We start from the raw sequence: 26,491 nt of genomic DNA, 5'->3' as shown, positions 1-26,491 counted from the left end.
TCCCCCTTACATCCGGAACAGGCCGAACTTCGTCTGCGGAATCGGCGCGTTGAGCGTCGCGGACAGCGACAGCCCGAGCACGCGGCGGCTCTGCGCCGGGTCGATCACGCCGTCGTCCCACAGACGCGCCGTGGCGTAGTAGGGGTGGCCCTGCACTTCGTATTGTTCGCGGATCGGCGCCTTGAACGCCTCCTCGTCTTCCTTGCTCCACGTGCCGCCCTTGGCTTCGATACCGTCGCGGCGCACGGTCGACAGCACGCTCGCGGCCTGCTCGCCGCCCATCACGGAGACGCGCGCGTTGGGCCACATCCACAGGAAACGGGGCGAGTAGGCGCGGCCACACATGCCGTAGTTGCCGGCGCCGAAGGAGCCGCCCATGATCATCGTCAGCTTGGGCACCTGGGCGGTGGCGACGGCCGTCACCATCTTCGCGCCGTCCTTGGCGATGCCGCCGTTCTCATACTTGCGCCCGACCATGAAGCCGGTGATGTTCTGCAGGAACAGCAGCGGGATGCCGCGCTGCGCGCACAGCTCGACGAAGTGCGCGCCCTTCTGCGCCGATTCGCCGAACAGGATGCCGTTGTTCGCGACGATGCCGACCGGGTAGCCGTAGAGCTGGGCGAAGCCGGTGACGAGCGTCGTGCCGTAGCGCGGCTTGAACTCGTCGAAACGCGAGCCGTCGACGATGCGGGCGATGACTTCGCGCACGTCGTAGGGTTTGCGCGGGTCGGCGGGGATGATGCCGTAGATCTCCTCGGGGTCGTACAGCGGCTCCTCGCCGGCGCCGACCTTCAGCGACACCGGCTTCTGGCGATTGAGGTTCGATACGATGCGGCGCGCGATGTAGAGCGCGTGCGCGTCGTTCTCGGCGAGGTGGTCGGCGACGCCGGAGATGCGCGTGTGCACGTCGCCGCCGCCGAGGTCCTCGGCGCTGACGACTTCGCCGGTCGCGGCTTTCACCAGCGGGGGGCCGCCGAGGAAGATCGTGCCCTGGTTCTTGACGATCACCGCCTCGTCGCTCATCGCCGGCACGTACGCACCGCCAGCGGTGCAGGAGCCCATCACGACCGCGATCTGCGGGATGCCCTGCGCGCTCATGTTGGCCTGGTTGAAGAAGATGCGGCCGAAGTGATCGCGATCGGGGAAGACCTCGTCCTGCGTCGGCAGGTTCGCACCGCCCGAATCGACGAGGTAGACGCAGGTGAGGTTGTTCATCTGCGCGATTTCCTGCGCGCGCAGGTGCTTCTTCACCGTCATCGGGAAGTAGCTGCCGCCCTTCACCGTCGCGTCGTTGGCGACGATCATGCACTCGACGCCCTTCACGCGGCCGATGCCGGCGATCACGCCGGCCGACGGCGCGTCGCCGTCATACATGCCGTACGCGGCCATCTGGCCCACTTCGAGGAAGGGCGTACCCGGGTCAAGCAGATGATTGACGCGGTCACGCGGCAGCAGCTTGCCGCGCGCCGTGTGCTTCTGCCGCGCCGACTCGCCGCCGCCGAGGGCGACTTCCGCTGCCTTGTCGCGCAGGTCGCTGACGAGCTTGCGCATCGCCTCGGCGTTGCCCGCGAAGTCCGGGCTGCGCGTGTTGATAGAGGATTTGATGACGCTCATCACATCGTCTCCGCGAAGAGTTCGCGACCGATCAGCATGCGGCGGATCTCGCTCGTGCCGGCGCCGATCTCATAGAGTTTCGCGTCGCGCCACAGGCGGCCGGTCGCGTATTCATTGGTGTAGCCGACGCCGCCCAGGGTCTGGATCGACTCGCCCGCCATCCAGGTCGCCTTCTCGGCCGAGTACAGGATCGCGCCGGCGGCGTCCTTGCGCAGCGTGCGGGCGTGGTCTGCGCGGTCGCAGGCCTGGCCGACGGCATACACGTAGGCGCGCGTCGCGCTCCAGACCGAGTACATGTCGGCGACCTTGCCCTGCATCAGCTGGAATTCGCCGATCGACTGGCCGAACTGCTTGCGCTCGTGCAGGTAGGGCACGACGACGTCCATGCACGCCGCCATGATGCCCAGCGGGCCGCCGCACAACACGGTGCGCTCGTAGTCGAGGCCGCTCATCAGCACCTTCACGCCGCCGCCGACCTGGCCCAGCACGTTCTCTTCCGGCACCTCGACGTCGTCGAAGAACAGCGGGAAGGTGTTCGAGCCGCGCATGCCGAGCTTGTCGAGGTGGGTGCCGTGCGAAAAGCCCTTCATGCCCTTCTCGATGATGAAGGCGGTGATGCCTTTCGGGCCGGCGTTGGTGTCGGTCTTCGCGTAGACGACCAGCGTGTCGGCGTCGCCGCCGTTGGTGATCCACATCTTCGAGCCGTTGAGCACATAGCGGTCGCCCTTCTTGTCGGCGCGCAGCTTCATCGACACGACGTCCGAACCCGCATTCGGCTCGCTCATCGCCAGCGCGCCGACGTGCTCGCCCGAGATCAACTTGGGCAGGTACTTGTCCTTCTGCGCGGCGTTGCCGTTGCGGCGAATCTGGTTCACGCACAGGTTCGAGTGCGCGCCGTAGGAGAGGCCCACCGAGGCGGACGCGCGCGAGATCTCTTCCATAGCGATGATGTGCGCGAGGTAGCCCATGCCGGTGCCGCCGTATTCCTCCTCGACGGTCATCCCCAGCAGGCCCATGTCGCCGAACTTCTTCCACAGGTCGGCGGGGAATTCGTTCTCGCGGTCGATCTCGGCTGCACGCGGTGCAATTTCGGCCTCGGCGAACTGGCGCACTGCGTCGCGCAGCGCGTCGATGGTTTCGCCGTGATTGAAGTTCAGGCTGGGAATGTTCATGTGGGTCTCCTCGCTTCGTGGATCGCGTTGGTATTCGGGACATGTACCGATGAAGCTTAGACGCGCATCGGCAATACGTCGTGGCCGCATAAGAGTAGGCCCGCGTGCGACGCTTCGGGCGCCAAGGTGGTTGCAAATCCTGCCAATGGTTTTATGATTTGACGATGAGCACCGTGATCCCCTCGGTCGGCGATCCCACGCGCGGCCCGGCTGCCACGCCTATCGCCTTCATCCGAACGATCGTCGCAGCGTATCGTCGTTATGGAATCAATCCTGCCAACGCGCTGCGCGAGGCACAGATCCCGCCAGCGACGCTGGACGACATGGATGCACGCGTCACCGCCGGCCAGATGGAGATCATGTCGGCGGTGGCGATGCAGGAGCTCGACGACGAGGCGCTGGGCTGGTTTTCGCGCCGACTGCCGTGGGGCAGCTACGGCATGCTGTGCCGCGCATCGATCACCTCGCCCGACCTCGGCGTCGCATTGAAGCGCTGGTGCCGCCACCACCGCCTGCTCACCGACGACATCCTGCTGCACCTGGAAGAGCGCGGCGCGGTCGCGACGCTGCGCATCGAGGTGCGCCGCTACCTCGGCGAGATGCACGAGTTCTGCCTCGTGACGCTGCTGCGCTACGTGCTGGGCTACGCGTGCTGGGCGATCGACTCGCGCATCCCGCTGCTCGCGGCGCGCTTTCCCTTCCCCGCGCCGCCGCACCAGAGTGTCTATCCGCTACTCTTCCAGGGGCCGGTGCAGTTCGATGCAGACCAGGCCGAGATCCGCTTCGACGCGCAATACCTGCGCCTGCCGCTGCGGCGCGACGAGGCGGCGCTGCAGCAGATGCTACGCCGTGCGCTGCCGCTCACCGTGCTGCAATACCGCCGCGACCGGCTGCTGGTGCAGCGAGTACGCCACCTGCTGCGCGATCGGCTCGACGAAGGGGCGACCGCCGAAACGCTGGCCGAACGCCTGCACCTGTCGCCGCGCACGCTGCACCGCCAGCTCGACGAGGAAGGCGCGTCCCTTCAGCAGTTGAAGGACGAGGCACGGCGCGAGCGGGCGATCGAGCTGCTGCGACGGACCAACCGCACCGTGAAGCAGATCGCGTTGTCTGTCGGGTTCCGCAACGAGAAGAGTTTTGCCCGGGCCTTCCGGCAGTGGACCGGGGAGCCGCCCAGTGCGTTTCGGGAGCGGTCCGTCGCAATGGCGCCGGGTTCCCCCCGAACGCATGACGAAGCACGAAGCTAGAGCGGGAGGAGCCAAAGGCGTATCCCGCGATGCGGTGGTCGGGTGGCTCTCTGCGCTTCGAATGGCGGGATGCGCTGCGCTCCTCCCGCCCTGCGATATAGACCGACATCCCTCCCCGGCGTCGATGCTATCTCACCGCAGCGGCCCGCTGCTCACCGAGTCGGTGCAACTTCCCATGCAGCCGCCGCGTGCCGAACCACGTCGCCGCGCACACCAGCGGTAGCGCCAGACCGATCGCCTGATCCACCGGCACCTCCACGCCCCAGCCCTTCAGCGCCTTCAGCGCATAGGCCGCGAGCCCGATGCCGTAATAGGAAATTGCGACCACCGACAAGCCTTCCACCGCCTGCTGCAGCTTCAGCTGCAGGCGCGCGCTGCGGCTCAGGCTCTCCAGGACGCTTTGGTTCTGCCGCTCCTGCGCAAGATTGACGCGCGTGCGCAGCATGTCGTTGGCGCGACTCACCTTGTGCGCGAGCGCGTCCTGGCGCTCGGCCACCGAAACGCAGGTGTCCATTGCCGGCGCAAGACGCCGCTCCATGAACTCGCCTATCGTCGGCACACCCTCGATCCGCTGTTCGCGCAATTCGCCGATGCGCGCCTGCACGATGCGGTAGTAGGCCTGGGCAGCGCTGAAGCGGTAACCGGTGGCATGCGACATCGCGCGCATGCGCGCGTCCAGGCGCGAGATCTCGCGCAGCAGCTGCTCGGCGTCGCCGTCGATCTCGAGTTCGCACAGCCGGGTGCCGACATCGCTCAGATCCTCCTCGATGCGATCGAGGCGCAAGATGCCCTCGCGCGCGAGCGGCAGCGCGAGCAGCGCCATCATCAGGTAGGTCTCGATCTCGCAGATGCGCTGCACGAGCCGGCCCATCTGTGCCTCGCGCAGGCCAGTGTCGCGCACCAGATAGCGCGAGAAGCCGTCGGGGCCGACCTGGAAGTCAGTCCAAATCTCGCCGCCCGAGAGCACGCGGCTGCCGACCCGCGGCGGCATCGGGAACAGCGCGTGCAGCCGTTCGTCGGCGAGGTCCAGCGGCTCGCCCTGCTCGGCGTGGATGTGTGAGGCGACGACGACCGAGGCGCCGAGCGATTCGAGCCAGTCCATCGGCACGTGGCGCATCGCAGTCTGTGCGAAGTCCGCGCCGCCGCGCCCGGGCTCGACGAAAGTGTAGGTGGCGAATTCGGTGTGCCGCTCCCACTTGATGCGGAAGTGGCCGAAGTCGTGAAAGAAATGCTGCGCGCCGGCCTTCGGTCCGGAGACGCCGAAGCGTGCGCACAGGGCCTGCAGCGTGCGTTCGTGCCAATCGCCACTCAGGCCGCCCTCGCCGCCCCCGTTGCCGTCCTCGCAATGGATCGCGAGGTGCGACACGCGCGCCGGCGCGGCGATGACCATGAAGGGCCGGGAGTGGATCTCGCTCGCGAGCGCGAGGCGCTGCGGGTGATTCAGACTGCGGGGAAGATTCATCGCGGAATGCCGCGGCGGGCGCGCTGGGCGTGGTCCCGCGCAGAGCCCAAGGGACCGATGAACTCCGCGCGCCCGCCTGCCGGTCAGTTGTAGCCGAGCACGACCACCGCGGCGAGGTCGCGGCGCTCCGCCTCGACCTGGGTGTCGTAGTCCTCGCAGCGCGGATCGACGCGGCGCTTCAGGCGGCTCGCGAGCTCGCTGCCGACCTTCGCACCGGCCTTGCCGGCGATCAATCCGAATTCCTTGATGGATGCCTGTTGCTGGGGAATCATTTCTTGCTGTCTCCAATTAGAGCGTATTGAAAAGAAGGAAAACAATCGGCTTTCCCGGAGCGATGCTCCGCCTTCCCTGCACGCACGCTGGCGTCGTCTGTCGTTATTGGGGTGCCGACTTGCCGAGGCGAATTCTTGTTCAAGCGCCGGGCGCGCTCAAACGAAATAAACTACGAAGATCGTGACTCGGAGGAAGTATCCATGCGCCGGCGCATTCCCAGCATCGAGGCGCTCGTAGCATTCGAGGCGGCCGCGCGCCACCTGAGTTTCACGCGCGCCGCCGACGCGCTGTCGCTCACGCAGAGCGCCGTGTGCAAGCAGATCGCCTCGCTGGAGGATTACCTCGGCGTGCCACTGTTCAACCGCATCAAGAAGCGCATTTCGCTGACCGAGGCCGGCGCGATCTACGCGAAGCGCGTCGCGGAAGATCTCGACCGGCTGGAGCGCCACACGGTCTCGCTGATGTCGCACCGCGGCGAGCGCAATGTGCTGGAACTGGCGGTGATCCCGACCTTCGGTTCGCGCTGGCTGATCCCGCGGCTCGCACAGTTCCACGCGGCGAATCCCGGGATCACGGTGAATCTGAGGACATACTCCGACCCCTTCGTGTTCACCGAAACGTCGTTCGACGCGGCGATCCATTTCGGCTCGCCGGCATGGGCGGGCGCAATCTCGCATCCGCTGTTCGGCGAGGAGATGGTGCCGGTGTGCAGCCCCCAGCTGCTGCGCGAGCAGCCCTGCCGCGAACCGCGCGACCTCGCGAGCCTGCCGCTGCTCCATCAGGTGAATCGCCACGCCGCGTGGCAACGCTGGTTCGAGGCGGCGGGCGTGAAGGACGTGGACGCGATGGGCGGTCCGCGCTTCGACCTGTTCTCGATGCTCGTGGAAGCCGCCTGCGCGGGACTGGGCGTGGCGCTCGTGCCGCGCTTCCTGGCACTCAGCGAACTGGAGTCGGGGCAGCTGGCCATTCCCTTCGACCTGCCGCTGCGCTCCGAGATGGGCTACCACCTCGTCTACCCCGACCCGCCGAGCACCAACCCGGCACTGAAGCGCTTTACCGAATGGCTGCTGGCCGAAGCCGCGGCCTACCGCGACGCCTCGAGGCCCGCCGCGGAGCGGGCGGCGTAGGGGCGGAGAAGCGTTCGCGCCGACGATGTTTCGTCGGCCGGGACCAGACCCGCACACGCCCGCAGCGGAGGCGGGCGCGGGATTGCCGGGCCCGCCGCAAACGGCGGACCCGGTACGGCTCAGGCCGCCTGCAACTCGCGCACCGCAGCACGCGGGGCGGCGCTCACCGGCACCGAACCGAACAGGTTCTTCGGGTCGGCGAGATCGGGGATCAGCGAGATCTCTTCGTCGACACCCAGCTCGATCGCGAGATCGCGCATGAAGCGCAGCGCCGAGAAGTCCTCCAGCGCGAAGCCGACCGAGTCGAACACCGTCACTTCGTCGGCCGCCTGACGGCCCGGCGCCTTGCCGGCGAGCACGCTCCACAGTTCCGTCACCGCGAAGTCGGCCGGCATCTGCTGCATGTCGCCCTCGACGCGCGACTGCGGCTCGAACTCGCAGAACACGCGCCCCATTCGCAGTACATCGGCGTGCAGCTCGGTCTTGCCCGGGCAGTCGCCGCCGACGCCGTTGATGTGCATGCCCGGCTCGATCATGTCGGGGGTCAGGATCGTCGCGTTGGTCTTGTCGGCCGTCACGGTGGTGACGATGTCGCAGCCCTTCACGGCTTCCCGCGTGCTGCTGAAGCGCTTGGCCGTGAGGCCCATGCGGTCGAGGTTGCGCATCAGCTTGTCGGTTGCCGCGGAATCCACGTCGTACAGGTGGAACTCGGTGATGCCCAGCAGGTGATGGAAGGCCAGCGCCTGAAACTCGCTCTGCGCGCCGTTTCCGATCAGCGCCATGCGCTTGCTGTCCGGACGGGCCAACGCACGGGCAGCCACCGCGGAAGTCGCGGCAGTGCGCAGTGCGGTGGTCAGCGTCAGCTCGCTGACCAGGGTCGGCGCGCCGGTATCGACGTCCGCGAGCACACCGAAGGCCATCACCGTGCTCAGGCCGAAGCGATGGTTCTTCGGGTGGCCATTCACGTACTTGAACGAGTACAGCGAGTCGTCCGAGATCGGCATCAGCTCGATCACGCCGTCGTCGGAATGATTGGCGACGCGGGCGGTCTTCTCGAAGTCGTTCCAGCGCAGAAAGTCCTGGCGGATGTACTCGGCCATGCCCGCGAGGCAGTGCGCGAAGCCTTTCCCGGCAACCAGTTCGGCGGCGCGCTCGGCGCTCAGGAAACGGGTGGGGATACGGTTGCTGGTTTTCATGGTCTCGCTCCTCGTTGTGTCTTGCGATTCAGTGAGGACATGATCGACGAGTTCCGCGTCAATAAAAATGACACCAACTGTGCTATTTTGATAAAAAATTGATCAATTAGATAACCATTACTGACAGTTCGACAAAATGGACAGCCTGGACCAGCAACTGATCAGCCTCCTGCGCAACGACGCGCGGATGAGCGTCGCGCATCTCGCACACAAGTTGAAGGTGTCGCGCGGCACCGTCACGAACCGCATCACCAAGCTCGAGAACGACGGGATCATCGTCGGCTACACGGTGAAGCTGCGGCCCGACTCGCAGCCCAACGAGATCCGCGCGTGGATGAGCATCGTCGTCGCCGGCAACGAGACGCGCTCGGTGATCGCCAGCCTGCTCGGCGAGCCGGGCGTCGCGTCGCTGCACGACACCAACGGTCGCTGGGACCTGCTCGCGGAGCTGCGCGCTGAAAACCTCACCGAGCTGTCGAACGTGCTCGAACGCATCCGGCTGATCCGCAGCATCCAGCACACCGAGACCAGCATCCACCTCGCCAGCTACCGTGGCGAAAGCTCCTGACGGCGCAGCGCCGCTCAGAGCGAAGGCGGGAGGAAGAACGCGGCGCGGATGTCCGCGATCAGCCTCTGCACCGCCGTCATCGCGAGCACGCAGTCCGTGCGCTGCGCCATAACTCGACAACGAGCAACGAAGCGGCGCCGGAGGGTGCGAGCAGCACGGCGAGCGGCGCCGCGCCCTCGACCTGCAGCGCGTCGTCGGCCTCCAGTACACACGCCCCATGCCCCTCGGCGCGCACGATCAGACGACCCGAAGCGCAGTAGAGCAAGGCTACATCAGCGTCGAACTGCAGCTCACGGGCGGCATCGAGGCGCATGCGCGTCAGCCGATGCGTCCAGCGGCCGCGACGGCTCATCACGTTGAAGTCCGTCACCGGCCCCACCGGCAGTTCCGCCCGGGCCGCGGCGCCCCCGTCGAAGGCGAACACCGGCCCGTCCTGCGCGAGGGCTGTGCTACGCCTGCCCACGACGAGATCCATCCCCGCGCCGCCGAGTAGCGCCAGGCTGCGATCGACCCCGGGAAAGTTGGAGAACGGCCCCGCCACTTCGACGTGTGCGCTGCTGACGCGCCAGTCGAAGTCATCGAGCCCTGCGCCGGCAGGTGCGACAGCGATCTCCAGCGTCACGCCCCCACCGTTCTTCCACGGCATCCGGCGATACGCCTCGGCCGCCAATTTCACCATCCTCATGCCTCTCCCTGCGATCGGTTGGTCGATAGCGGCACTTTCAGCCGCCCGACTATCTGTATATACATTACATCCTGGAGCTCGGATCCGACAAACATCCGCACGCACGAGCCGCCGCTCCGGCCAGCTCCCATCCGGAGCACGCGGCACTCAAGCCTGCTCCGTACCTGCAGAATTCGGGGAGACGAAGCCGACGCGCGCATCGGCCGGACGCGCCGGAATCGCGATCGCCCGATCGGAAAGAAATCCCTTGACGCCTCACCGCGGCGACTCTATTGTATATACAACACAACCAACACGGAGATACCGCGATGCCCGCCCCCCACCCCCGCCTCCTCTGGCGGGACGTCACAATCTTCGACGGCGAACGGGAACTGCCCGTCCCGATGGCGGTGCTGGTCGAAGGCGGTCGCATCGCGAAGCTGTGCCCGAGCGAGGCCCTGCCCGCAACCGATCCAGCCAGCGTTCGCGACATGGGCCGCGGCGGCGTGATGACCCCAGGCCTCGTCGACTGCCACACCCACCTCGTGTTCGGCGGCAACCGCGCCGACGAGTTCGCGCGGCGCCTCGAAGGCGCGAGCTACGCGGAGATCGCGCAGGCTGGCGGCGGCATCCTCAGCACCGTGCGCGCGACCCGCGCCGCAAGCGAAGATGAACTCCTCGCCGCCGCACTGCCCCGCCTCGCCGCGCTCGTCGCCGACGGCGTCACCACGGTCGAGATCAAATCCGGCTACGGCCTCACGCTCGCCGACGAACTGAAGATGCTGCGTGTCGCGCGCCGCCTCGGCGAACGCCTTCCCGTACGCACCGTCACGACACTGCTCGGCGCGCATGCCCTGCCCCCCGAATACAAGGACGACCAGGACGGCTACATCCGCCTCGTGTGCGAGGAGATGATCCCCGCCGCCGCGGCCGCCGGGCTCGCCGACGCGGTGGACGTCTTCTGCGAAGGCATCGCCTTCAGCCCCGCGCAATGCGAACGCGTGTTCGCCGCCGCCGCCCACCACGGCCTACGCGTGAAGGCGCACGCCGAGCAGCTCTCCAACCTGGGCGGCGCGGCACTTGCGGCACGCCACGGCGCATTGTCGGCCGATCACATCGAATACCTCGACGAGACCGGCGTGCGCGCGCTGGCCGAAGCCGGCACCGTCGCGACCCTGCTGCCCGGCGCCTTCCTCACCCTGCGCGAGACACAGTTGCCGCCCGTCGACGCCCTGCGCCGCCAAGGCGTGCCGATGGCGATCGCGACCGACGCCAACCCCGGCAGCTCGCCGCTCTTCATGCCGACGCTGATGCTTAACCTCGCCTGCACCCTGTTCCGCCTGACCCCGCGCGAGGCGCTCGCCGGCATGACCGCGAACGGCGCCCGCGCGCTCGACCTCGCCGACACCGGACGCATCGCCGAGGGCCTGCGCGCCGACCTGTGCGTGTGGGACGCCGGCAGCGCCACGGAACTCGCCTACGCGGTGCAGCCCGGGCGGCTGCGCCAGCGCGTGTTCAACGGCGAGATCACACATAACCGCAGCCAGGAGGCACGATGAACGCCGACCGCATGAACATGGGCGTCTGGACCGGACGCATCGATCCGGAGCCCGACAGCCTGCGCTGGCACCAGGTCATCCGCCCGCTCGACGCCGCCGATTCGCCCGGTGTCGCCCTCATCGGCTTCGCCTGTGACGAAGGCGTGCGGCACAACCAGGGCCGTCCCGGCGCAGTCACCGCACCCGCCGCAATCCGCAAGGCTTTGGCGAGCCTCGCCTGGCACCGCGAAAGCCCAGCCTACGATGCCGGCGACGTCGCCTGCGACAACGGCGACCTCGACGCCGCTCAGGCACGACTTGCCGCAGATGTCGCCGTCCTGCTCGCCGCGGGCCACTTCCCGGTCGTGCTCGGCGGCGGGCACGAAGTCGCCTACGGCAGCTGGCAGGGACTCGCCGCATACCTTGCCGGCACAACCGCAGACATCCCGCGCATCGGCATCATCAATTTCGACGCCCACTTCGATCTGCGCGACCCGACGCACGTACACTCGTCCGGCACCCCCTTCGCGCAGATCGCCCACGCCTGCGCCGACCGCGGCTGGCCATTCCGCTACGCCTGCCTCGGCGTCAGCCGCGCCGCAAACACCCGCGCCCTGTTCCGCCGCGCGGCCGACCTCGACGTGCTGGTGCGCGAAGACCGCGACATCACGCCCCTGAGCCTCGAGCGCATCGGCGAGGACCTCGACGCCTTCATCGCCACCTGCGACCACGTCTACCTAACCATCGATCTCGACGTCCTGCCCGCCGGCGAGGCCCCCGGCGTCAGCGCCCCGGCCCCGCACGGCGTGCCGCTCGCGCTGCTCGAGCCACTGATCGAGCGCGTACGGAAGAGCGGCAAGCTCAGGCTCGCCGACCTCGCCGAGCACAACCCCGAATTCGATATCGACAACCGGACCGCCCGCGTCGCAGCGCGCCTGATCCATCTGTTGACCCTGAACGGCTGAAGCCAAGGCCGTCTTTCGATAGAAGCAGAGACGAGGAGACCCGCATGAACCGCCCCCATCGACACACCCCGCCGTCGCCGGACTGCAGCATTCGCACCACTACGTCGAGCGAGCCGACGCCCCCGGCCCAGGGAGCGCGGTGATGGCCGAACAGATCTCGCTGAGCGTCGCGCCCGTGCGCACCCATACGCTTGCCCGCCTGCTGGGCTACAGCCTGATCGGGCTGGTGCTGTTCTTCCTGCCCGTCGACATCTCCGGCCGCTCGACGATCCTTCTCGACCATGCCGCAAGCTTCCTGCTCAAGGAGGCACGCCCGCTCGTGATCGGCCTCGCGCTCGTGCTCATGGCCTACGGCGCGATCCATCCCTGGGTGAGCGGCGCGTGGCGCCACAACGCGGTCACGCTGGCGTTCTCGGTATTGAAGGTACTGGGACTCGCGATCGGTATCGCCTTCCTCTTCAGGTTCGGCCCGGAAGCGGCGTACGCCCCCGGCATGCTGCCCTTCCTGTTCGACAAGCTGGTGCTGCCGCTCTCCCTGATCGTACCGCTAGGCTCGCTCGCGCTGGTATTCCTGATCGGCTTCGGCCTGCTGGAGCTGATCGGCGTGCTGATGCAGCCGGTGATGCGGCCGATCTGGCGCACGCCGGGCAAGTCCGCGATCGACGCCGTGGCGTCCTTCGTCGGCAGCTATTCGGTGGGCCTGCTCATCACCTCCCGCATGTACTCCCAAGGCCACTACACGCTGCGCGAAGCCGCCATCATCGCCACCGGCTTCTCGACCGTATCGGCCCCCTTCATGGTCATCGTCGCCAAGACCCTCGACCTGATGCCGGCGTGGAACCTGTACTTCTGGGGCAGCATGGCCGTCACCTTCGCCGTCACCGCGGCAAGCGCGCGCCTCTATCCGCTGTCGCGCCTGCCGAGCGAAGGCCAACCGGATCCGCAACTGCCGCCCGGCCAGAGCCGCATTCAGGCAGCATGGCACGCCGGCCTCACCCAGGCGCAGAGCGCCCCGGCGCTTTCCGCCGCGCTGCGCGAAACCTTCGCCGACGGCGTGCGCATGACCGCCGCGATCCTGCCGAGCATCCTCGCCGTCGGCCTGCTCGGCCTGCTCGCAGCGAAGTACACGCCGCTCTTCGACGTCATCGGCCTGCTCCTCTACCCTGTCACCTGGGCCTTCGGCCTTGCCGAACCGATGACGGTCGCCCGCGCGATCGCTGCCGGCCTCGCCGAGATGTTCCTGCCGGCGATGCTGCTCAAGGACGCCGACGTGGTCGTCCGCTTCGTCGCCGCCACGGTGTCAGTGAGCAGCGTGCTCTTCCTCTCGGCCTCGATTCCCTGCGTCCTCGCCACGCGAATTCCCATGCGCCTGCGCGACCTGCTGCTGGTCTGGCTGCAGCGCACCCTTTTGAGCCTGGTGCTCGCCATCCCGATGGCCCAGCTCGCACACCACCTCGGCTGGCTCTAAGCGCCATCCCAATCAGACGAAACAAGGAGACCCCCATGAGCAAATTCCGTGATATCGAAATCCGCGCCCCGCGCGGCAACGAACTCAGCGCCAAGAGCTGGCTCACCGAAGCCCCGCTGCGCATGCTGATGAACAACCTCGATCCCGAGGTCGCCGAGAACCCGAAGGAGCTCGTCGTCTACGGCGGCATCGGCCGCGCCGCGCGCGACTGGGCCTGCTTCGACAAGATCGTCGAAGTCCTGCGCCGCCTGGAGGACAACCAGACCCTGCTGATCCAGTCCGGCAAGCCGGTCGGCGTGTTCGAGACCCACCGCGACGCCCCGCGCGTCCTGCTCGCCAACTCCAACCTCGTCCCCGCCTGGGCGAACTGGGAGCACTTCAACGAGCTCGACCGCAAGGGCCTGATGATGTATGGCCAGATGACCGCTGGCTCGTGGATCTACATCGGCTCGCAAGGCATCGTGCAGGGCACCTACGAGACCTTCGTCGAGGCCGGACGCCAGCACTACGGCGGCAGCCTCACCGGCCGCTGGGTGCTCACCGCCGGCCTCGGCGGCATGGGCGGCGCGCAGCCGCTTGCGGCCACGCTCGCCGGCGCGTGCTCGCTGAACATCGAATGCCAGCAGTCGCGCATCGACTTCCGCCTGCGCACCCGCTACGTCGACGAACAGGCCACGGACCTCGACGACGCACTGGCCCGCATCGCGCGCTACACGCAGCGCGGCGTCACCAAGTCGATCGCCCTGTGCGGCAACGCCGCCGACATCCTGCCCGAACTCGTGCGTCGCGGCGTGCGCCCCGACATGGTCACCGACCAGACCAGCGCCCACGACCCGCTGCACGGCTACCTCCCCTCCGGCTGGACCTGGGACGAATACGTCGCGCGCGGCAAGACCGAGCCCGAAGCCGTCGTCGCCGCCGCGAAGCGCTCGATGGCGCAACACGTGCGCGCGATGCTCGCATTCCAGCAGATCGGCGTGCCGACCTTCGATTACGGCAACAACATCCGCCAGATGGCCCTCGAGGAAGGCGTCACCAACGCCTTCGATTTTCCCGGCTTCGTGCCCGCCTACATCCGCCCCCTGTTCTGCCAGGGCATCGGCCCCTTCCGCTGGGTCGCGCTCTCGGGTGACCCCGAGGACATCTACAAGACCGATGCCAAGGTCAAGGAGCTGATCCCGGACAACCCGCACCTGCATCACTGGCTCGACATGGCGCGCGAGCGCATCAGCTTCCAGGGCCTGCCCGCACGCATCTGCTGGGTCGGCCTGAAGGACCGCGCCCGCCTCGGCCAGGCCTTCAACGAGATGGTCGCCAAGGGCGAACTGAAGGCCCCGATCGTGATCGGTCGCGACCACCTCGACTCCGGCTCGGTCGCGAGCCCCAACCGCGAGACCGAGAGCATGATGGACGGCTCGGACGCCGTGTCCGACTGGCCGCTCCTCAACGCGCTCCTCAATACCGCGGGCGGCGCGACCTGGGTGTCGCTGCACCACGGCGGCGGCGTCGGCATGGGCTACTCTCAACATGCGGGCGTCGTGATCGTCGCCGACGGCACGCCCGAAGCCCACGCCCGCCTCGGCCGCGTGCTGCGCAACGACCCGGGCACCGGCGTGATGCGTCACGCCGACGCCGGCTACGATATCGCCCGCGACTGCGCGCGCGACAACGGGCTCGACCTGCCGATGCTCGACGCCGTGAAAGGAGCCTGAGGTGACAGAAATGACTTTCGACCCGAGCATTGAATTAACCCTCATCCCCGGTGAACTGACGCTGGCCCAGTTGCGCCAGGCTTACGAGCACCCGATCCGCGTGACCCTGCCCGAGAGCGCTTCAGGCGCCATCGAGCGCAGCGTCGCCTGCGTGCGCCGCGTGATCGACGAGGACCGTGTCGCCTACGGCATCAACACCGGCTTCGGCCTGCTCGCGCAGACCCGCATCGCGCACGAGGACCTCGAAACCCTGCAGCGCTCGCTGGTGCTGTCGCACGCCTGCGGCGTCGGCGAAGCCCTCGACGACGCGACCGTGCGCCTGATCATGCTGCTCAAGGTGAACAGCCTCGCGCGCGGCTTCTCCGGCATCCGCCGCCGCGTAATCGACGCGCTGATCGCGCTCCTCAACGTGGGCGTCTATCCCGAGATCCCGGCCAAGGGCTCGGTCGGCGCCTCGGGCGACCTCGCGCCGCTCGCCCACCTGTCGCTTACCCTGCTCGGCGAGGGCCGCGCACGCCACCAGGGCAAATGGCTGCACGCCGTCGAGGCGCTCGCCGTGGCCGGACTCGAACCGCTGACCCTCGCGGCCAAGGAAGGCCTCGCGCTCCTCAACGGCACGCAGGTCTCCACCGCTTACGCGCTGCGCGGCCTCTTCGACGCCGAAGACCTGTTCGCCGCCTCCACCGTCTGCGGCAGCCTCACCGTCGAAGCCGCGCTCGGCTCGCGCGTGCCTTTCGACGCCCGCATCCACGCCGCACGCGGCCAGCGCGGCCAGATCGACACGGCGGCGGCCTACCGCCACCTGCTGGAGGACACCAGCGAGATCGCACAGTCGCACGTCGCCTGCGGCAAGGTGCAGGACCCCTACTCGCTGCGCTGCCAGCCGCAGGTCATGGGCGCCTGCCTCACGCAGATCCGCCAAGCGGCCGAAGTGCTCGCGGCCGAAGCCAACGCGGTGTCGGACAACCCGCTGGTGTTCGCGGACGAGGACGACATCCTCTCCGGCGGCAACTTCCACGCCGAACCGGTCGCGATGGCCGCCGACAACCTCGCGCTCGCCATTGCCGAAATCGGCGCGCTGGCCGAGCGGCGCATCTCGCTGATGATGGACAAGAACATGTCCCAGCTGCCGGCCTTCCTCGTCGCCAACGGCGGCGTGAACTCCGGCTTCATGATCGCGCAGGTCACTGCCGCCGCCCTCGCCAGCGACAACAAGGCGCTCGCGCACCCGGCCAGCGTCGACAGCCTGCCGACCTCGGCGAACCAGGAAGACCACGTCTCGATGGCCCCCAATGCCGGCCGCCGCCTGTGGGCGATGGCCGACAACGTGCGCGGCATCCTCGCCATCGAATGGCTCGCGGCATGCCAGGGCCTCGACTTCCGCGACGGACACAAGAGTTCGCAGAAGTTGGAGGATGCCCGCACGGCGCTGCGCGCGAAGGTGCCCTTCTACGAGGTCGACCGCTACTTCGCGCCCGACATCGCCGCAGCGACGACACTGCTCGAGACACGCATCCTTTCCGCAATGATGCCCGCCGGACTGCTGCCCTCGCTCGCCTAACACAAGCTCTACAACCAACCGGGCCCCGGCACACACGGGGCCCGCACTTCACTCATTCTGCATGCTGAAAGAGGTCGCCGGCTGTATCATGGCAGCATCGCATCAGCCGCAAAAGGAACGGCCGTGGCCAGCCCTGTCCCCCGCTACCGCCAGATCGAGGAATTCCTGCTCGAGAAAATCCGCAGCGGCGCCTATCCGGTCAATCACCAGATCCCGCCGGAAGAGCAGCTCGCCCGGGATTTCCACGTCAGCCGCATGACCGCCAACAAGGCGATCCGCGATCTCGTCCAGGGCGGGTACCTCGTACGCCAGGCAGGCCTCGGTACCTTCGTCACCGACCGCAAGGCCGAGTCCTCCCTGCACGAAGTACTCAACATCGCCGCAGAAGTCCGCGGTCGCGGCAATACATACAGCAATACCGTACTGTCCTGCGAAGCCATCGACGCCGACGACGAAGTCGCCCTGCGGCTGGGCGTACGCCTTGGCACCCGCGTCTTCCACACGGTCATCGTACATCGTGAAAACGATGTGCCAATCCAACTCGAGGAACGCTTCGTCAATCCAAAGTGGGTGCCCGACTACCTCGACACCGATTTCTCGCGCCACACGCCGAACGAAGTCCTTGTCGCCGCCTGCCCGATCTCGGATGTGGAGCACGTCGTCGAGGCAGTCCTCCCGACACCGCAGACCGCAACCGCGCTCGGCATCGGCACTGCCACCCCCTGCCTGTTGATGATCCGGCGCACCTGGTCCGACGAACACCTGATCAGCTATGCACGCCTGACTCACCCGGGAGACCGGTACAAATTGCGCTCCACGATGCGCACCTGAGCTTGACGGGGGCCGGGCGAACTCCCCGATAGCCCCACAGGAAGAACGTGCGCACAGCGCGCGCTCATGCGCACGCTATCGTGGCTATTCCTCGGGCATCGCCATCACCATCCATGACACGCCGAAGCGGTCCGTAAGCATTCCGAAACACGGCGACCAGAAGGTCTTCTCGCGCGCCATCTGAACCTGCCCTCCCGCGGCCAGCGCCGCAAAAGCACACTCTGCACCAGCCACATCCGGCGAGCTCGCGGTCAATGAAAAACCACGAAAACCCGGCCCAGCCGCACAGGGACCATCCGACAGCATCACCTCCGTGTCCCCGAAGCGCAGATTCGCGTGCATCACCTTGTCCTCGAAGTCTGCCGGCAATGCTCCTGCCAAACCGGAGACGATGAACCGCCGACCGCTTCTGCTGACGCTTCTTACAACACGCCCCGGGACACGATCGCATTGACATACGGGCACACCCCTCAAAGTATTGGGAGCGAGCGATCCGAACGCGTTAACGCAAAAAACCCGCTGACGTTAGGTCAGCGGGTTTTTGGTATGGGTAGTCTGACGATGACCTACTTTCGCACTCACGAAGAGCACTATCATCGGCGCGGTCCTGTTTCACTGTCCTGTTCGGGATGGGAAGGAGTGGTTCCGGGACGCTATGGTCGTCAGACTGTAAGGGGTGACAAAGGGGGAGAAGTGAAGTGTGTGGGGGTGTGATTGTTTAGCGTGTCGTTCGCTGTGATCCAGGGTTATAGGATCAAGCCTCACGGGCAATTAGTATCGGTTAGCTTAACGCATTACTGCGCTTCCACACCCGACCTATCAACGTTGTGGTCTTCAACGACCCTTCAGGGGGCTCGAGGCCCCGGGGAAGTCTCATCTTGAGGCGAGTTTCCCGCTTAGATGCTTTCAGCGGTTATCTCTTCCGTACTTAGCTACCCGGCGATGCGACTGGCGTCACAACCGGTACACCAGGGGTACGTCCACTCCGGTCCTCTCGTACTAGGAGCAGGTCCTCTCAAACTTCCAGCGCCCACGGCAGATAGGGACCAAACTGTCTCACGACGTTTTAAACCCAGCTCACGTACCACTTTAAATGGCGAACAGCCATACCCTTGGGACCGGCTACAGCCCCAGGATGTGATGAGCCGACATCGAGGTGCCAAACTCCGCCGTCGATGTGAACTCTTGGGCGGAATCAGCCTGTTATCCCCAGAGTACCTTTTATCCGTTGAGCGATGGCCCTTCCATACAGAACCACCGGATCACTATGACCTGCTTTCGCACCTGCTCGACTTGTCGGTCTCGCAGTCAAGCCGCCTTTTGCCATTGCACTATCAGTACGATGTCCGACCGTACCTAGGCGACCTTCGTACTCCTCCGTTACCTTTTAGGAGGAGACCGCCCCAGTCAAACTGCCTGCCATGCACGGTCCCCGACCCGGATTCACGGGCCCAGGTTAGAACCTCAACGACACCAGGGTGGTATTTCAAGGTTGGCTCCACGGCAACTGGCGTCACCGCTTCAAAGCCTCCCACCTATCCTACACAAGTCCCGTCAAAGTCCAATGCAAAGCTACAGTAAAGGTTCATGGGGTCTTTCCGTCTAGCCGCGGGTAGATTGCATCTTCACAAACATTTCAACTTCGCTGAGTCTCAGGAGGAGACAGTGTGGCCATCGTTACGCCATTCGTGCAGGTCGGAACTTACCCGACAAGGAATTTCGCTACCTTAGGACCGTTATAGTTACGGCCGCCGTTTACCGGGGCTTCGATCAAGAGCTTGCACCCCATCACTTAACCTTCCGGCACCGGGCAGGCGTCACACCCTATACGTCCACTTTCGTGTTTGCAGAGTGCTGTGTTTTTAATAAACAGTCGCAGCCACCGATTCTCTGCGGCCCCTTCGCCCTTCGGATGTACTCCTACAAGCTAGTGGGGCATACCTTCTCCCGAAGTTACGGTATCAATTTGCCGAGTTCCTTCTCCTGAGTTCTCTCAAGCGCCTTAGAATTTTCTTCCTGCCCACCTGTGTCGGTTTGCGGTACGGTCGATTTTAGACTGAAGCTTAGAGGCTTTTCCTGGAAGCATGGTATCAATCACTTCGGGCTCAAAGAGCCCTCGTCATCACGCCTTGGCTCAGCCCCGCGGATTTGCCTACGGGGCACGCCTACACGCTTAAACCGGGACGTCCAACACCCGGCTGACCTAACCTTCTCCGTCCCCCCATCGCATCTAAAACCGGTACGGGAATATTGACCCGTTTCCCATCGACTACGCATTTCTGCCTCGCCTTAGGGGCCGACTCACCCTGCGTCGATGAACGTTGCGCAGGAAACCTTGGGCTTTCGGCGAGGGTGCTTTTCACACCCTTTATCGCTACTCATGTCAGCATTCGCACTTCCGATACCTCCAGCATCCCTCTCGAGACACCTTCGCAGGCTTACGGAACGCTCCCCTACCATCTCTTTCGAGATCCGCAGCTTCGGTTCATGGCTTGAGCCCCGTTACATCTTCCGCGCAGGACGACTCGACTAGTGAGCTATTACGCTTTCTTTAAAGGGTGGCTGCTTCTAAGCCAACCTCCTAGCTGTCTATGCCTTCCCACTTCGTTTCCCACTTAGCCATGTATTTGGGACCTTAGCTGGCGGTCTGGGTTGTTTCCCTCTTGTCCCAGGACGTTAGCACCCCAGGACTGTCTGCCGTATATCACTTTGCGGTATTCGGAGTTTGCTATCGCGGGGTAGATCGCAGTGACCCCCCCAACGATTACAGTGCTCTACCCCCGCAAGTGTCCGTACGACGCACTACCTAAATAGTTTTCGGGGAGAACCAGCTATTTCCGGATTTGTTTAGCCTTTCACCCCTATCCACAGCTCATCCCCTAATTTTTCAACATTAGTGGGTTCGGACCTCCAGTACCTGTTACGGCACCTTCATCCTGGCCATGGATAGATCATCCGGTTTCGGGTCTACGCCCAGCAACTATGTCGCCCTTATCAGACTCGGTTTCCCTACGCCTCCCCTATTCGGTTAAGCTCGCTACTGAACGTAAGTCGCTGACCCATTATACAAAAGGTACGCAGTCACCCCACAAGGAGGCTCCCACTGTTTGTATGCATGCGGTTTCAGGATCTATTTCACTCCCCTCCCGGGGTTCTTTTCGCCTTTCCCTCACGGTACTGGTTCACTATCGGTCGATCACGAGTATTTAGCCTTGGAGGATGGTCCCCCCATCTTCAGACAGGATTTCTCGTGTCCCGCCCTACTTGTCGCACGCTCAGACCCGCCACCTACTTTTCGCATACGGGACTATCACCCTGTATCGTCGGACTTTCCAGACCGTTCTGCTAAGTAAATGGTTTAGTCGTGCAGGCTACTCCCCGTTCGCTCGCCACTACTTGGGGAATCTCGGTTGATTTCTGTTCCTGCGGCTACTTAGATGTTTCAGTTCGCCGCGTTCGCCTCCTCTGGCCTATGTATTCAGCCAGGGATACTCCATAAGGAGTGGGTTTCCCCATTCGGACATCGGGGGATCAAAGCTCCATTGCCAGCTCCCCCCCGCTTTTCGCAGGCTTGCACGTCCTTCATCGCCTGTGATCGCCAAGGCATCCACCACATGCACTTAGTCGCTTGATCCTATAACCCTGGACCCTGTCGCCAGGGACCCAGTCATAGGCGAACTCACGCTTGTGCGCAACCGCCTGCTGCTGGTTCAAAGCGCAGACGATTGCAATGCAATCACACAACCCATGTTCGATCTTCGTCTTCACGCGCCGCTGACACAGCGCAACGAAGATCGCACACTTTACTTCTTCCACTTTGTTAAAGAACACTGGCACTAGGCCTAAGCCCTGCACACCAAACGTGCGCACGGCTTAGCCCTACTCTCGAGCCCACCTGAACATGTGGTGGAGGATGACGGGATCGAACCGACGACCCCCTGCTTGCAAAGCAGGTGCTCTCCCAGCTGAGCTAATCCCCCTCATGATGCGGTGGTGGGTCTGGTTGGGTTCGAACCAACGACCCCCGCCTTATCAAGACGGTGCTCTAACCAGCTGAGCTACAGACCCTCTCGTCCATCTCGAGGCTCTTGCCTGAACAACCGATAAGTTGTGAGTACTCGGACAGCGGACCTGTCTCTTGAAAGGAGGTGATCCAGCCGCACCTTCCGATACGGCTACCTTGTTACGACTTCACCCCAGTCATGAATCTCACCGTGGTAAGCGCCCTCCCGAAGGTTAAGCTACCTACTTCTGGTGAAACCCACTCCCATGGTGTGACGGGCGGTGTGTACAAGACCCGGGAACGTATTCACCGCAGCATGCTGATCTGCGATTACTAGCGATTCCGACTTCACGTAGTCGAGTTGCAGACTACGATCCGGACTACGATCGGCTTTAAGGGATTGGCTCCAGCTCGCGCTTTGGCAGCCCTCTGTACCGACCATTGTATGACGTGTGAAGCCCTACCCATAAGGGCCATGAGGACTTGACGTCATCCCCACCTTCCTCCGGTTTGTCACCGGCAGTCTCGCTAAAGTGCCCAACCAAATGATGGCAATTAGCGACAAGGGTTGCGCTCGTTGCGGGACTTAACCCAACATCTCACGACACGAGCTGACGACAGCCATGCAGCACCTGTGTCCTGGCTCCCGAAGGCACTCCCTGATCTCTCAAGGATTCCAGGCATGTCAAGGGTAGGTAAGGTTTTTCGCGTTGCATCGAATTAATCCACATCATCCACCGCTTGTGCGGGTCCCCGTCAATTCCTTTGAGTTTTAACCTTGCGGCCGTACTCCCCAGGCGGTCGACTTCACGCGTTAGCTGCGTCACTCAGTGAGTTACCTCTCCGAACGACTAGTCGACATCGTTTAGGGCGTGGACTACCAGGGTATCTAATCCTGTTTGCTCCCCACGCTTTCGTGCATGAGCGTCAGTATCGGCCCAGGGGGCTGCCTTCGCCATCGGTGTTCCTCCACATATCTACGCATTTCACTGCTACACGTGGAATTCCACCCCCCTCTGCCGTACTCTAGCCGTGCAGTCACAAGCGCAGTTCCCAGGTTAAGCCCGGGGATTTCACACCTGTCTTACACAACCGCCTGCGCACGCTTTACGCCCAGTAATTCCGATTAACGCTCGCACCCTACGTATTACCGCGGCTGCTGGCACGTAGTTAGCCGGTGCTTCTTCTGACAGTACCGTCATCCACCTCCCGTATTAGGGGAAGCGTTTTCTTTCCGTCTGAAAGAGCTTTACAACCCGAAGGCCTTCTTCACTCACGCGGCATGGCTGGATCAGGGTTGCCCCCATTGTCCAAAATTCCCCACTGCTGCCTCCCGTAGGAGTCTGGGCCGTGTCTCAGTCCCAGTGTGGCGGATCATCCTCTCAGACCCGCTACGGATCGTCGCCTTGGTAGGCCTTTACCCCACCAACTAGCTAATCCGACATCGGCCGCTCCAATCACGCGAGGTCTTGCGATCCCCCGCTTTCCCCCTCAGGGCGTATGCGGTATTAGCTACGCTTTCGCGTAGTTATCCCCCATGACTGGGTACGTTCCGATGCATTACTCACCCGTTCGCCACTCGCCGGCAGGCCGAAGCCCCCGCTGCCGTTCGACTTGCATGTGTAAAGCATGCCGCCAGCGTTCAATCTGAGCCAGGATCAAACTCTTAAGTTCAATCCAACAAAGCACTCAAAGAAATCATTACTGACTTACAGTTGAGCACTCAATCTTTGCAACATTAAAACTGCCGAAGCAGTCTCGGTCGCGCCAACCAAGCACTCACACTTATCGGTTGTCCAATTTTTTAAAGAACCGCCGCCGAAGCAGCGAGAAAGAGATTCTGACAAACTTACTTCACTTCGTCAAGCACCGCAGCGATTTATTTTTTAACCGCTACCGCACCACCCTCTCTTTCCTGCTCCCCACCGCTGCCTCGAAACCGCTGCAGCGCTGAAGAGGCGCGAATTATATAGAGCCTGGATGCGGCGTCAACCCGTCTTTAAAAACATTTTCCCGGCGGCGGTACACAATGCGCCATTCCGTCATGGCTTTGGCGCTTGAGCGGACGGCCCGGTACCCGCCCCGTGCCGAAGAACGAAGCTGCGGAAATCGTCCGCAGGCAAAGGCGCGCTGATCAGGTAGCCCTGAAGGAAGTCGCACTGCCGCGCGCCAAGGAAGTCGCGCTGAGCTTCGGTTTCAACACCTTCCGCAGTGACCTTGAGTCCGAGGCTGTGTGCCATGTTGATGATTGCCTCGACCAGGAGGGCGTCGTTGACGTCCTCGAGGCAGTCACTGACAAAGCTGCGATCGATCTTCACGTGATCCACAGGAAAGCGCTTCAGGTACGAAAGCGACGAGTAGCCGGTACCGAAGTCATCGAGGGAATAATTGACGCCGAGCTGGCGGATCTCGCGCATCAGAACTTCAGTGGCATCGCTGCTTTGCATGAGCACGGACTCGGTGATCTCGAGGACAAGCTGAATGCGCTCGAATCCGGGCTTGCGCGCGGCCTGCGCGATGAGTTCGAACAAGCCCTGCTCGCGAAACTGGACACCAGAGACATTGACGGCGAGCCGAAGCATCGGCAGCCCCTGTGCGAGCCATTCGGTCGCCTGACGCAAGGCTTCGTCGAGCACCCACGCACCTATCGGGAGGATCATCCCGGTATCTTCGGCGATGGCGATGAATTCGTCGGGGCTGACGAGGCCACGCAATGGATGCTGCCAGCGCACGAGGGCCTCGGCGCCGCTCACGCGGCCACTGCCGACATCGATGATGGGCTGATAGTAGAGCACGAACTCCCGGCGCTCGATCGCCACACGCAGCTCTGCCTCCAGCTGGACTCGCCGGCGAGCGGCCTCCTGCATGTCCTGCGAATAGAACTGGCAGCGGTTTTTCCCCAGCTGCTTGGACTGGTACATCGCAATATCGGCATTGCGCAGCAGCGTCTGCACGTTGTCGCCATCGTCGGGAAACACGGTAATACCTAGGCTGCCCGAGACGTAACGGTTCGCGCCGGCAAGCTGGAAGGGCTCGCGAATGACCCGCAAGACCTTGTCGCCAACGGTCTGCAAGTCCTCGACACCGTCGATGTCGTCGACAACAAGGGTGAATTCATCCCCACCAAGGCGCGCGACGGTATCCTGCTGGCGGACGCAGTCCTTTAGCCTTGCGGCGACCTCGACGAGCATCTCATCGCCGAGGTCGTGACCCAGGGTGTCGTTGATCCACTTGAAGCCGTCGAGATCGAGGAACACCAGACCTGCTTTCTTGCCCGTGCGGCGGCTGTGCGCGAGCGCGCGCTCGAGTCGGTCGTTCAGCAGGTTGCGATTGGCGAGGCCGGTCAGGGCATCGAAGTTCGCCTGTCGCCAGATGACCTCTTCGCGTTGCTTGCGCCGCGTCATGTCGCTGAAGACCGACACGTACTTGATCAGCCTGCCGGTCTCGTCGCGCACCGCGGAGATCGTCAGCCACTGCGGGTAGACGTCGCCCGCCTTTCGCCGATTCCAGACCTCGCCCTCCCAGCGCCCGGTCGTCTCCAGCGTCGTCCACATATTCTTGTAGAAGCCCGCATCATGGCGCCCGGACTTGAACATCGCCGGCGTATGCCCGACCACCTCATCCGCCGAGTAGCCCGTAATGGAACAGAAGGCGGGATTGACCGAGGCAATCACACCTGCTGCATCTGCAGTCATAATTCCCTGGCTGGAGGCCTCGAAGACCACCATCGCCTCGCGCATCTTCTCCTCGGCAAGCTTGCGGTCCGACACGTCCCGCACGAGTGCGATGAATCCGGCCGGCGCTCCGTCGCTGCGCGACAGCTGGCTCATCGACGCACTGAACTGCCGGGGCCCGCCGGGCAGTTCCAGCGCGTACTCGAATTCGTGTCGCTGTCCATCCTTCCGTATGGCCGCGAGTGCTTCAGCAACGGCGCGCGCAACCGGTTTCGGGAAGACGTCACCATAAGTCCGGCCCGGCAACTCGCTTGGCGCCAGCGGGAGAAGCGCCGGATCGGGAGAATGGACCTCGACGATCCGCCCCGGCTCGTCGAGCACGAACAATTGATCGGGCAGCGAACTGATCAGGGCTCCCAGCTTCGACTCGCGTGCCGCAAGCGCGGAGGTGCGCTCGTCCACCAGGGTCTGCAGCAAGTGCCGGTGACGCCTCAGCTCCCCCATCTGCTTCGCAAGCCATCCCAGCAGTGCGCTGAACACGAATCCGAGAAACAACTTCAACGCCAGCGCCGGCTTGTGCGTCCAGCCATGGACCGGCGCGACACTGAGCGTCCACGTACCATTGGGCATCATGACGGCACGGTCCACCGGATCAATGAGCGGTTCGTCCGAAGATGCTGCTATGACCTGTTTGAGCCCAGTATCGGGATGCACGCGCCAGAGCTGGTAGTGGAGCCCGCGCTTGACGAGTTGGGGCAACTGCGCCTTGGCAATAACCTGGGGAAACCGGATCAGGACCGTCGTAAATCCCCAGAATCGCGGCCGGCCGTTCTCGTCGTCGAGGAACACCGGCAGGCGGCCAACCGCACCGATACCGCCCTGCATCAGTTCGAAAGGCCCGGCAAGGGTGAGCTCGCCGGTGTCGCGCGCACGGAACGCTTCCTTGTTGCGGGCGGGATCCGCGAGCAGATCATGTCCAATCGCACGCGCGTTCTCGGCAAGCGGGACGATCTGCCTGATGACCCCGCCGGGAGCGAGCTGCAGGGAGTCTGCGCCGGGGTAATAGCGCAGCATCTCCGTTGCCACGGCATCGAAGTCAGGAACCACGCCCTTGCCCTGACGCACAAGCGCGGCCAGGGCGTAGGTTGCGGTGAGACCGTGGCGAACCGCACTTTCGATCTCGTGCGCCTTGTCGCCGCTCTGATCGGCGACCTCCGCACGCCGGATGCGCAGGCTCTCGCGCTCGGACTCGGCCACAAAGAGCCCCGCCCCCCCAAGGGCAAGCACAAAAACGATCGCACCCAGGACGCCGGGGCGCAGGCTGGCGCCGATGCCGAACAATGACCGGACCTTCATGGTCGCGAAACCTGCCTTCAAGAGGGGCGCAATAAAGCGCGCACCGCAAGCCGATGGTGC

Annotated in this window: 17 protein-coding genes, 2 tRNA genes and 3 rRNA genes; 9 read left to right on the top strand and 13 right to left on the bottom strand. The window is 64.4% G+C overall.

Annotation, left to right across the window (positions count from 1 at the left end; all coding sequences use genetic code 11):
* Window positions 1–6 precede the first annotated feature (6 nt).
* On the bottom strand, window positions 7–1,614 hold the full coding sequence (locus U5817_RS05285) for a carboxyl transferase domain-containing protein (RefSeq protein ID WP_407279937.1): 1,608 nt from the start codon (window positions 1,612–1,614) through the stop codon (window positions 7–9).
* Window positions 1,614–2,786 (bottom strand): isovaleryl-CoA dehydrogenase, encoded by a 1,173-nt coding sequence (locus U5817_RS05280; protein ID WP_407279936.1) that lies wholly within the window; start codon window positions 2,784–2,786, stop codon window positions 1,614–1,616. Before U5817_RS05280 ends, U5817_RS05285 begins: the two co-directional genes overlap by 1 nt.
* Window positions 2,787–2,950: 164 nt before the next feature.
* Here U5817_RS05280 and U5817_RS05275 point away from each other — a divergent pair, with 164 nt between their 5' ends.
* On the top strand, window positions 2,951–4,033 hold the full coding sequence (locus U5817_RS05275) for an AraC family transcriptional regulator (RefSeq protein WP_407279935.1): 1,083 nt from the start codon (window positions 2,951–2,953) through the stop codon (window positions 4,031–4,033).
* A 127-nt stretch (window positions 4,034–4,160) separates the two neighbouring features.
* On the opposite strand, the gene U5817_RS05270 is transcribed toward U5817_RS05275, so the two are convergent.
* Together U5817_RS05270 and U5817_RS05265 are read right to left on the bottom strand one after the other, a co-directional pair.
* Entirely contained in the window at window positions 4,161–5,495 is a 1,335-nt protein-coding gene (locus tag U5817_RS05270; RefSeq protein WP_169125008.1) for a DUF3422 family protein, read from the bottom strand.
* An 83-nt stretch (window positions 5,496–5,578) separates the two neighbouring features.
* Window positions 5,579–5,767: a hypothetical protein gene (locus tag U5817_RS05265; protein ID WP_407279934.1), complete on the bottom strand. Its 189-nt coding sequence runs from the start codon at window positions 5,765–5,767 to the stop codon at window positions 5,579–5,581.
* 201 nt (window positions 5,768–5,968) lie between these two features.
* Between U5817_RS05265 and gcvA the strand changes: the two genes are divergently transcribed.
* On the top strand, window positions 5,969–6,895 hold the full coding sequence (gene gcvA, locus U5817_RS05260) for a transcriptional regulator GcvA (RefSeq protein ID WP_169125006.1): 927 nt from the start codon (window positions 5,969–5,971) through the stop codon (window positions 6,893–6,895).
* 119 nt (window positions 6,896–7,014) lie between these two features.
* Here the strand turns inward: gcvA and U5817_RS05255 are convergent, their stop codons facing one another.
* Complete coding sequence (locus U5817_RS05255; RefSeq protein ID WP_169125005.1) at window positions 7,015–8,091, bottom strand: ornithine cyclodeaminase; 1,077 nt, start codon at window positions 8,089–8,091, stop codon at window positions 7,015–7,017.
* A 136-nt stretch (window positions 8,092–8,227) separates the two neighbouring features.
* Between U5817_RS05255 and U5817_RS05250 the strand changes: the two genes are divergently transcribed.
* Complete coding sequence (locus tag U5817_RS05250) at window positions 8,228–8,659, top strand: Lrp/AsnC family transcriptional regulator (RefSeq protein ID WP_169125004.1); 432 nt, start codon at window positions 8,228–8,230, stop codon at window positions 8,657–8,659.
* 76 nt (window positions 8,660–8,735) lie between these two features.
* On the opposite strand, the gene U5817_RS05245 is transcribed toward U5817_RS05250, so the two are convergent.
* The gene (locus U5817_RS05245; protein ID WP_169125003.1) at window positions 8,736–9,344 is read right to left on the bottom strand and encodes a HutD family protein; all 609 of its coding nucleotides are present in this window, start codon (window positions 9,342–9,344) and stop codon (window positions 8,736–8,738) included.
* Window positions 9,345–9,652: 308 nt separating this feature from the next.
* On the opposite strand from U5817_RS05245, the gene hutI reads away from it, so the two are divergent.
* The 6 genes from hutI (at window position 9,653) to hutC (ending at window position 17,398) form a co-directional block, all read left to right on the top strand.
* Window positions 9,653–10,882, top strand: a complete 1,230-nt coding sequence (gene hutI / locus U5817_RS05240; RefSeq protein ID WP_407279933.1) for an imidazolonepropionase — start codon at window positions 9,653–9,655, stop codon at window positions 10,880–10,882.
* Window positions 10,879–11,826, top strand: a complete 948-nt coding sequence (gene hutG / locus U5817_RS05235) for a formimidoylglutamase (protein ID WP_407279932.1) — start codon at window positions 10,879–10,881, stop codon at window positions 11,824–11,826. Before hutI ends, hutG begins: the two co-directional genes overlap by 4 nt.
* 142 nt (window positions 11,827–11,968) lie before the next feature.
* Window positions 11,969–13,294, top strand: coding sequence for a YjiH family protein (locus U5817_RS05230; protein ID WP_407279931.1), 1,326 nt, complete (start codon window positions 11,969–11,971; stop codon window positions 13,292–13,294).
* 35 nt (window positions 13,295–13,329) lie between these two features.
* On the top strand, window positions 13,330–15,006 hold the full coding sequence (gene hutU / locus U5817_RS05225) for a urocanate hydratase (protein ID WP_407279930.1): 1,677 nt from the start codon (window positions 13,330–13,332) through the stop codon (window positions 15,004–15,006).
* A gap of 10 nt (window positions 15,007–15,016) precedes the next feature.
* A complete protein-coding gene (hutH, locus tag U5817_RS05220; RefSeq protein ID WP_407281024.1) occupies window positions 15,017–16,567 on the top strand; it encodes a histidine ammonia-lyase in 1,551 nt (516 codons plus the stop codon).
* A 123-nt stretch (window positions 16,568–16,690) separates the two neighbouring features.
* Window positions 16,691–17,398, top strand: a complete 708-nt coding sequence (gene hutC, locus U5817_RS05215; RefSeq protein WP_407279929.1) for a histidine utilization repressor — start codon at window positions 16,691–16,693, stop codon at window positions 17,396–17,398.
* Window positions 17,399–17,482: 84 nt separating this feature from the next.
* Here hutC and U5817_RS05210 read toward each other — a convergent pair whose 3' ends face one another.
* The 7 genes from U5817_RS05210 to U5817_RS05180 form a co-directional block, all read right to left on the bottom strand.
* Window positions 17,483–17,740 (bottom strand): hypothetical protein, encoded by a 258-nt coding sequence (locus U5817_RS05210; protein WP_407279928.1) that lies wholly within the window; start codon window positions 17,738–17,740, stop codon window positions 17,483–17,485.
* 211 nt (window positions 17,741–17,951) lie between these two features.
* Window positions 17,952–18,065, bottom strand: a 5S ribosomal RNA gene (gene rrf, locus U5817_RS05205).
* Window positions 18,066–18,148: 83 nt separating this feature from the next.
* Window positions 18,149–21,032 (bottom strand): 23S ribosomal RNA (locus U5817_RS05200).
* Window positions 21,033–21,302: 270 nt separating this feature from the next.
* Window positions 21,303–21,378, bottom strand: a tRNA-Ala gene (locus tag U5817_RS05195).
* 11 nt (window positions 21,379–21,389) lie between these two features.
* A tRNA-Ile gene (locus tag U5817_RS05190) sits at window positions 21,390–21,466 on the bottom strand.
* Window positions 21,467–21,539: 73 nt separating this feature from the next.
* Window positions 21,540–23,075, bottom strand: a 16S ribosomal RNA gene (locus U5817_RS05185).
* The 16S, 23S and 5S rRNA genes sit together here with 2 tRNA genes alongside, the layout of an rRNA operon.
* 368 nt (window positions 23,076–23,443) lie before the next feature.
* The gene (locus U5817_RS05180) at window positions 23,444–26,431 is read right to left on the bottom strand and encodes an EAL domain-containing protein (protein ID WP_407279927.1); all 2,988 of its coding nucleotides are present in this window, start codon (window positions 26,429–26,431) and stop codon (window positions 23,444–23,446) included.
* Window positions 26,432–26,491 lie beyond the last annotated feature (60 nt).

It is taken from the genome of Aromatoleum evansii (assembly GCF_045689615.1).
GTDB classification, from domain to species: domain Bacteria; phylum Pseudomonadota; class Gammaproteobacteria; order Burkholderiales; family Rhodocyclaceae; genus Aromatoleum; species Aromatoleum evansii.
Note: the sequence above shows the minus strand (reverse complement) of the source record. Positions and strands in the feature narration are given on the sequence as shown.

Coding starts and splice junctions, on each gene's coding strand:
- U5817_RS05285 (WP_407279937.1), bottom strand. CDS start 1,614: ATGAGCGTCATCAAATCCTCTATCAACACGCGCAGCCCGGACTTCGCG.
- U5817_RS05280 (WP_407279936.1), bottom strand. CDS start 2,786: ATGAACATTCCCAGCCTGAACTTCAATCACGGCGAAACCATCGACGCG.
- U5817_RS05275 (WP_407279935.1), top strand. CDS start 2,951: ATGAGCACCGTGATCCCCTCGGTCGGCGATCCCACGCGCGGCCCGGCT.
- U5817_RS05270 (WP_169125008.1), bottom strand. CDS start 5,495: ATGAATCTTCCCCGCAGTCTGAATCACCCGCAGCGCCTCGCGCTCGCG.
- U5817_RS05265 (WP_407279934.1), bottom strand. CDS start 5,767: ATGATTCCCCAGCAACAGGCATCCATCAAGGAATTCGGATTGATCGCC.
- gcvA (WP_169125006.1), top strand. CDS start 5,969: ATGCGCCGGCGCATTCCCAGCATCGAGGCGCTCGTAGCATTCGAGGCG.
- U5817_RS05255 (WP_169125005.1), bottom strand. CDS start 8,091: ATGAAAACCAGCAACCGTATCCCCACCCGTTTCCTGAGCGCCGAGCGC.
- U5817_RS05250 (WP_169125004.1), top strand. CDS start 8,228: ATGGACAGCCTGGACCAGCAACTGATCAGCCTCCTGCGCAACGACGCG.
- U5817_RS05245 (WP_169125003.1), bottom strand. CDS start 9,344: ATGAGGATGGTGAAATTGGCGGCCGAGGCGTATCGCCGGATGCCGTGG.
- hutI (WP_407279933.1), top strand. CDS start 9,653: ATGCCCGCCCCCCACCCCCGCCTCCTCTGGCGGGACGTCACAATCTTC.
- hutG (WP_407279932.1), top strand. CDS start 10,879: ATGAACGCCGACCGCATGAACATGGGCGTCTGGACCGGACGCATCGAT.
- U5817_RS05230 (WP_407279931.1), top strand. CDS start 11,969: ATGGCCGAACAGATCTCGCTGAGCGTCGCGCCCGTGCGCACCCATACG.
- hutU (WP_407279930.1), top strand. CDS start 13,330: ATGAGCAAATTCCGTGATATCGAAATCCGCGCCCCGCGCGGCAACGAA.
- hutH (WP_407281024.1), top strand. CDS start 15,017: ATGACTTTCGACCCGAGCATTGAATTAACCCTCATCCCCGGTGAACTG.
- U5817_RS05210 (WP_407279928.1), bottom strand. CDS start 17,740: ATGCACGCGAATCTGCGCTTCGGGGACACGGAGGTGATGCTGTCGGAT.
- U5817_RS05180 (WP_407279927.1), bottom strand. CDS start 26,431: ATGAAGGTCCGGTCATTGTTCGGCATCGGCGCCAGCCTGCGCCCCGGC.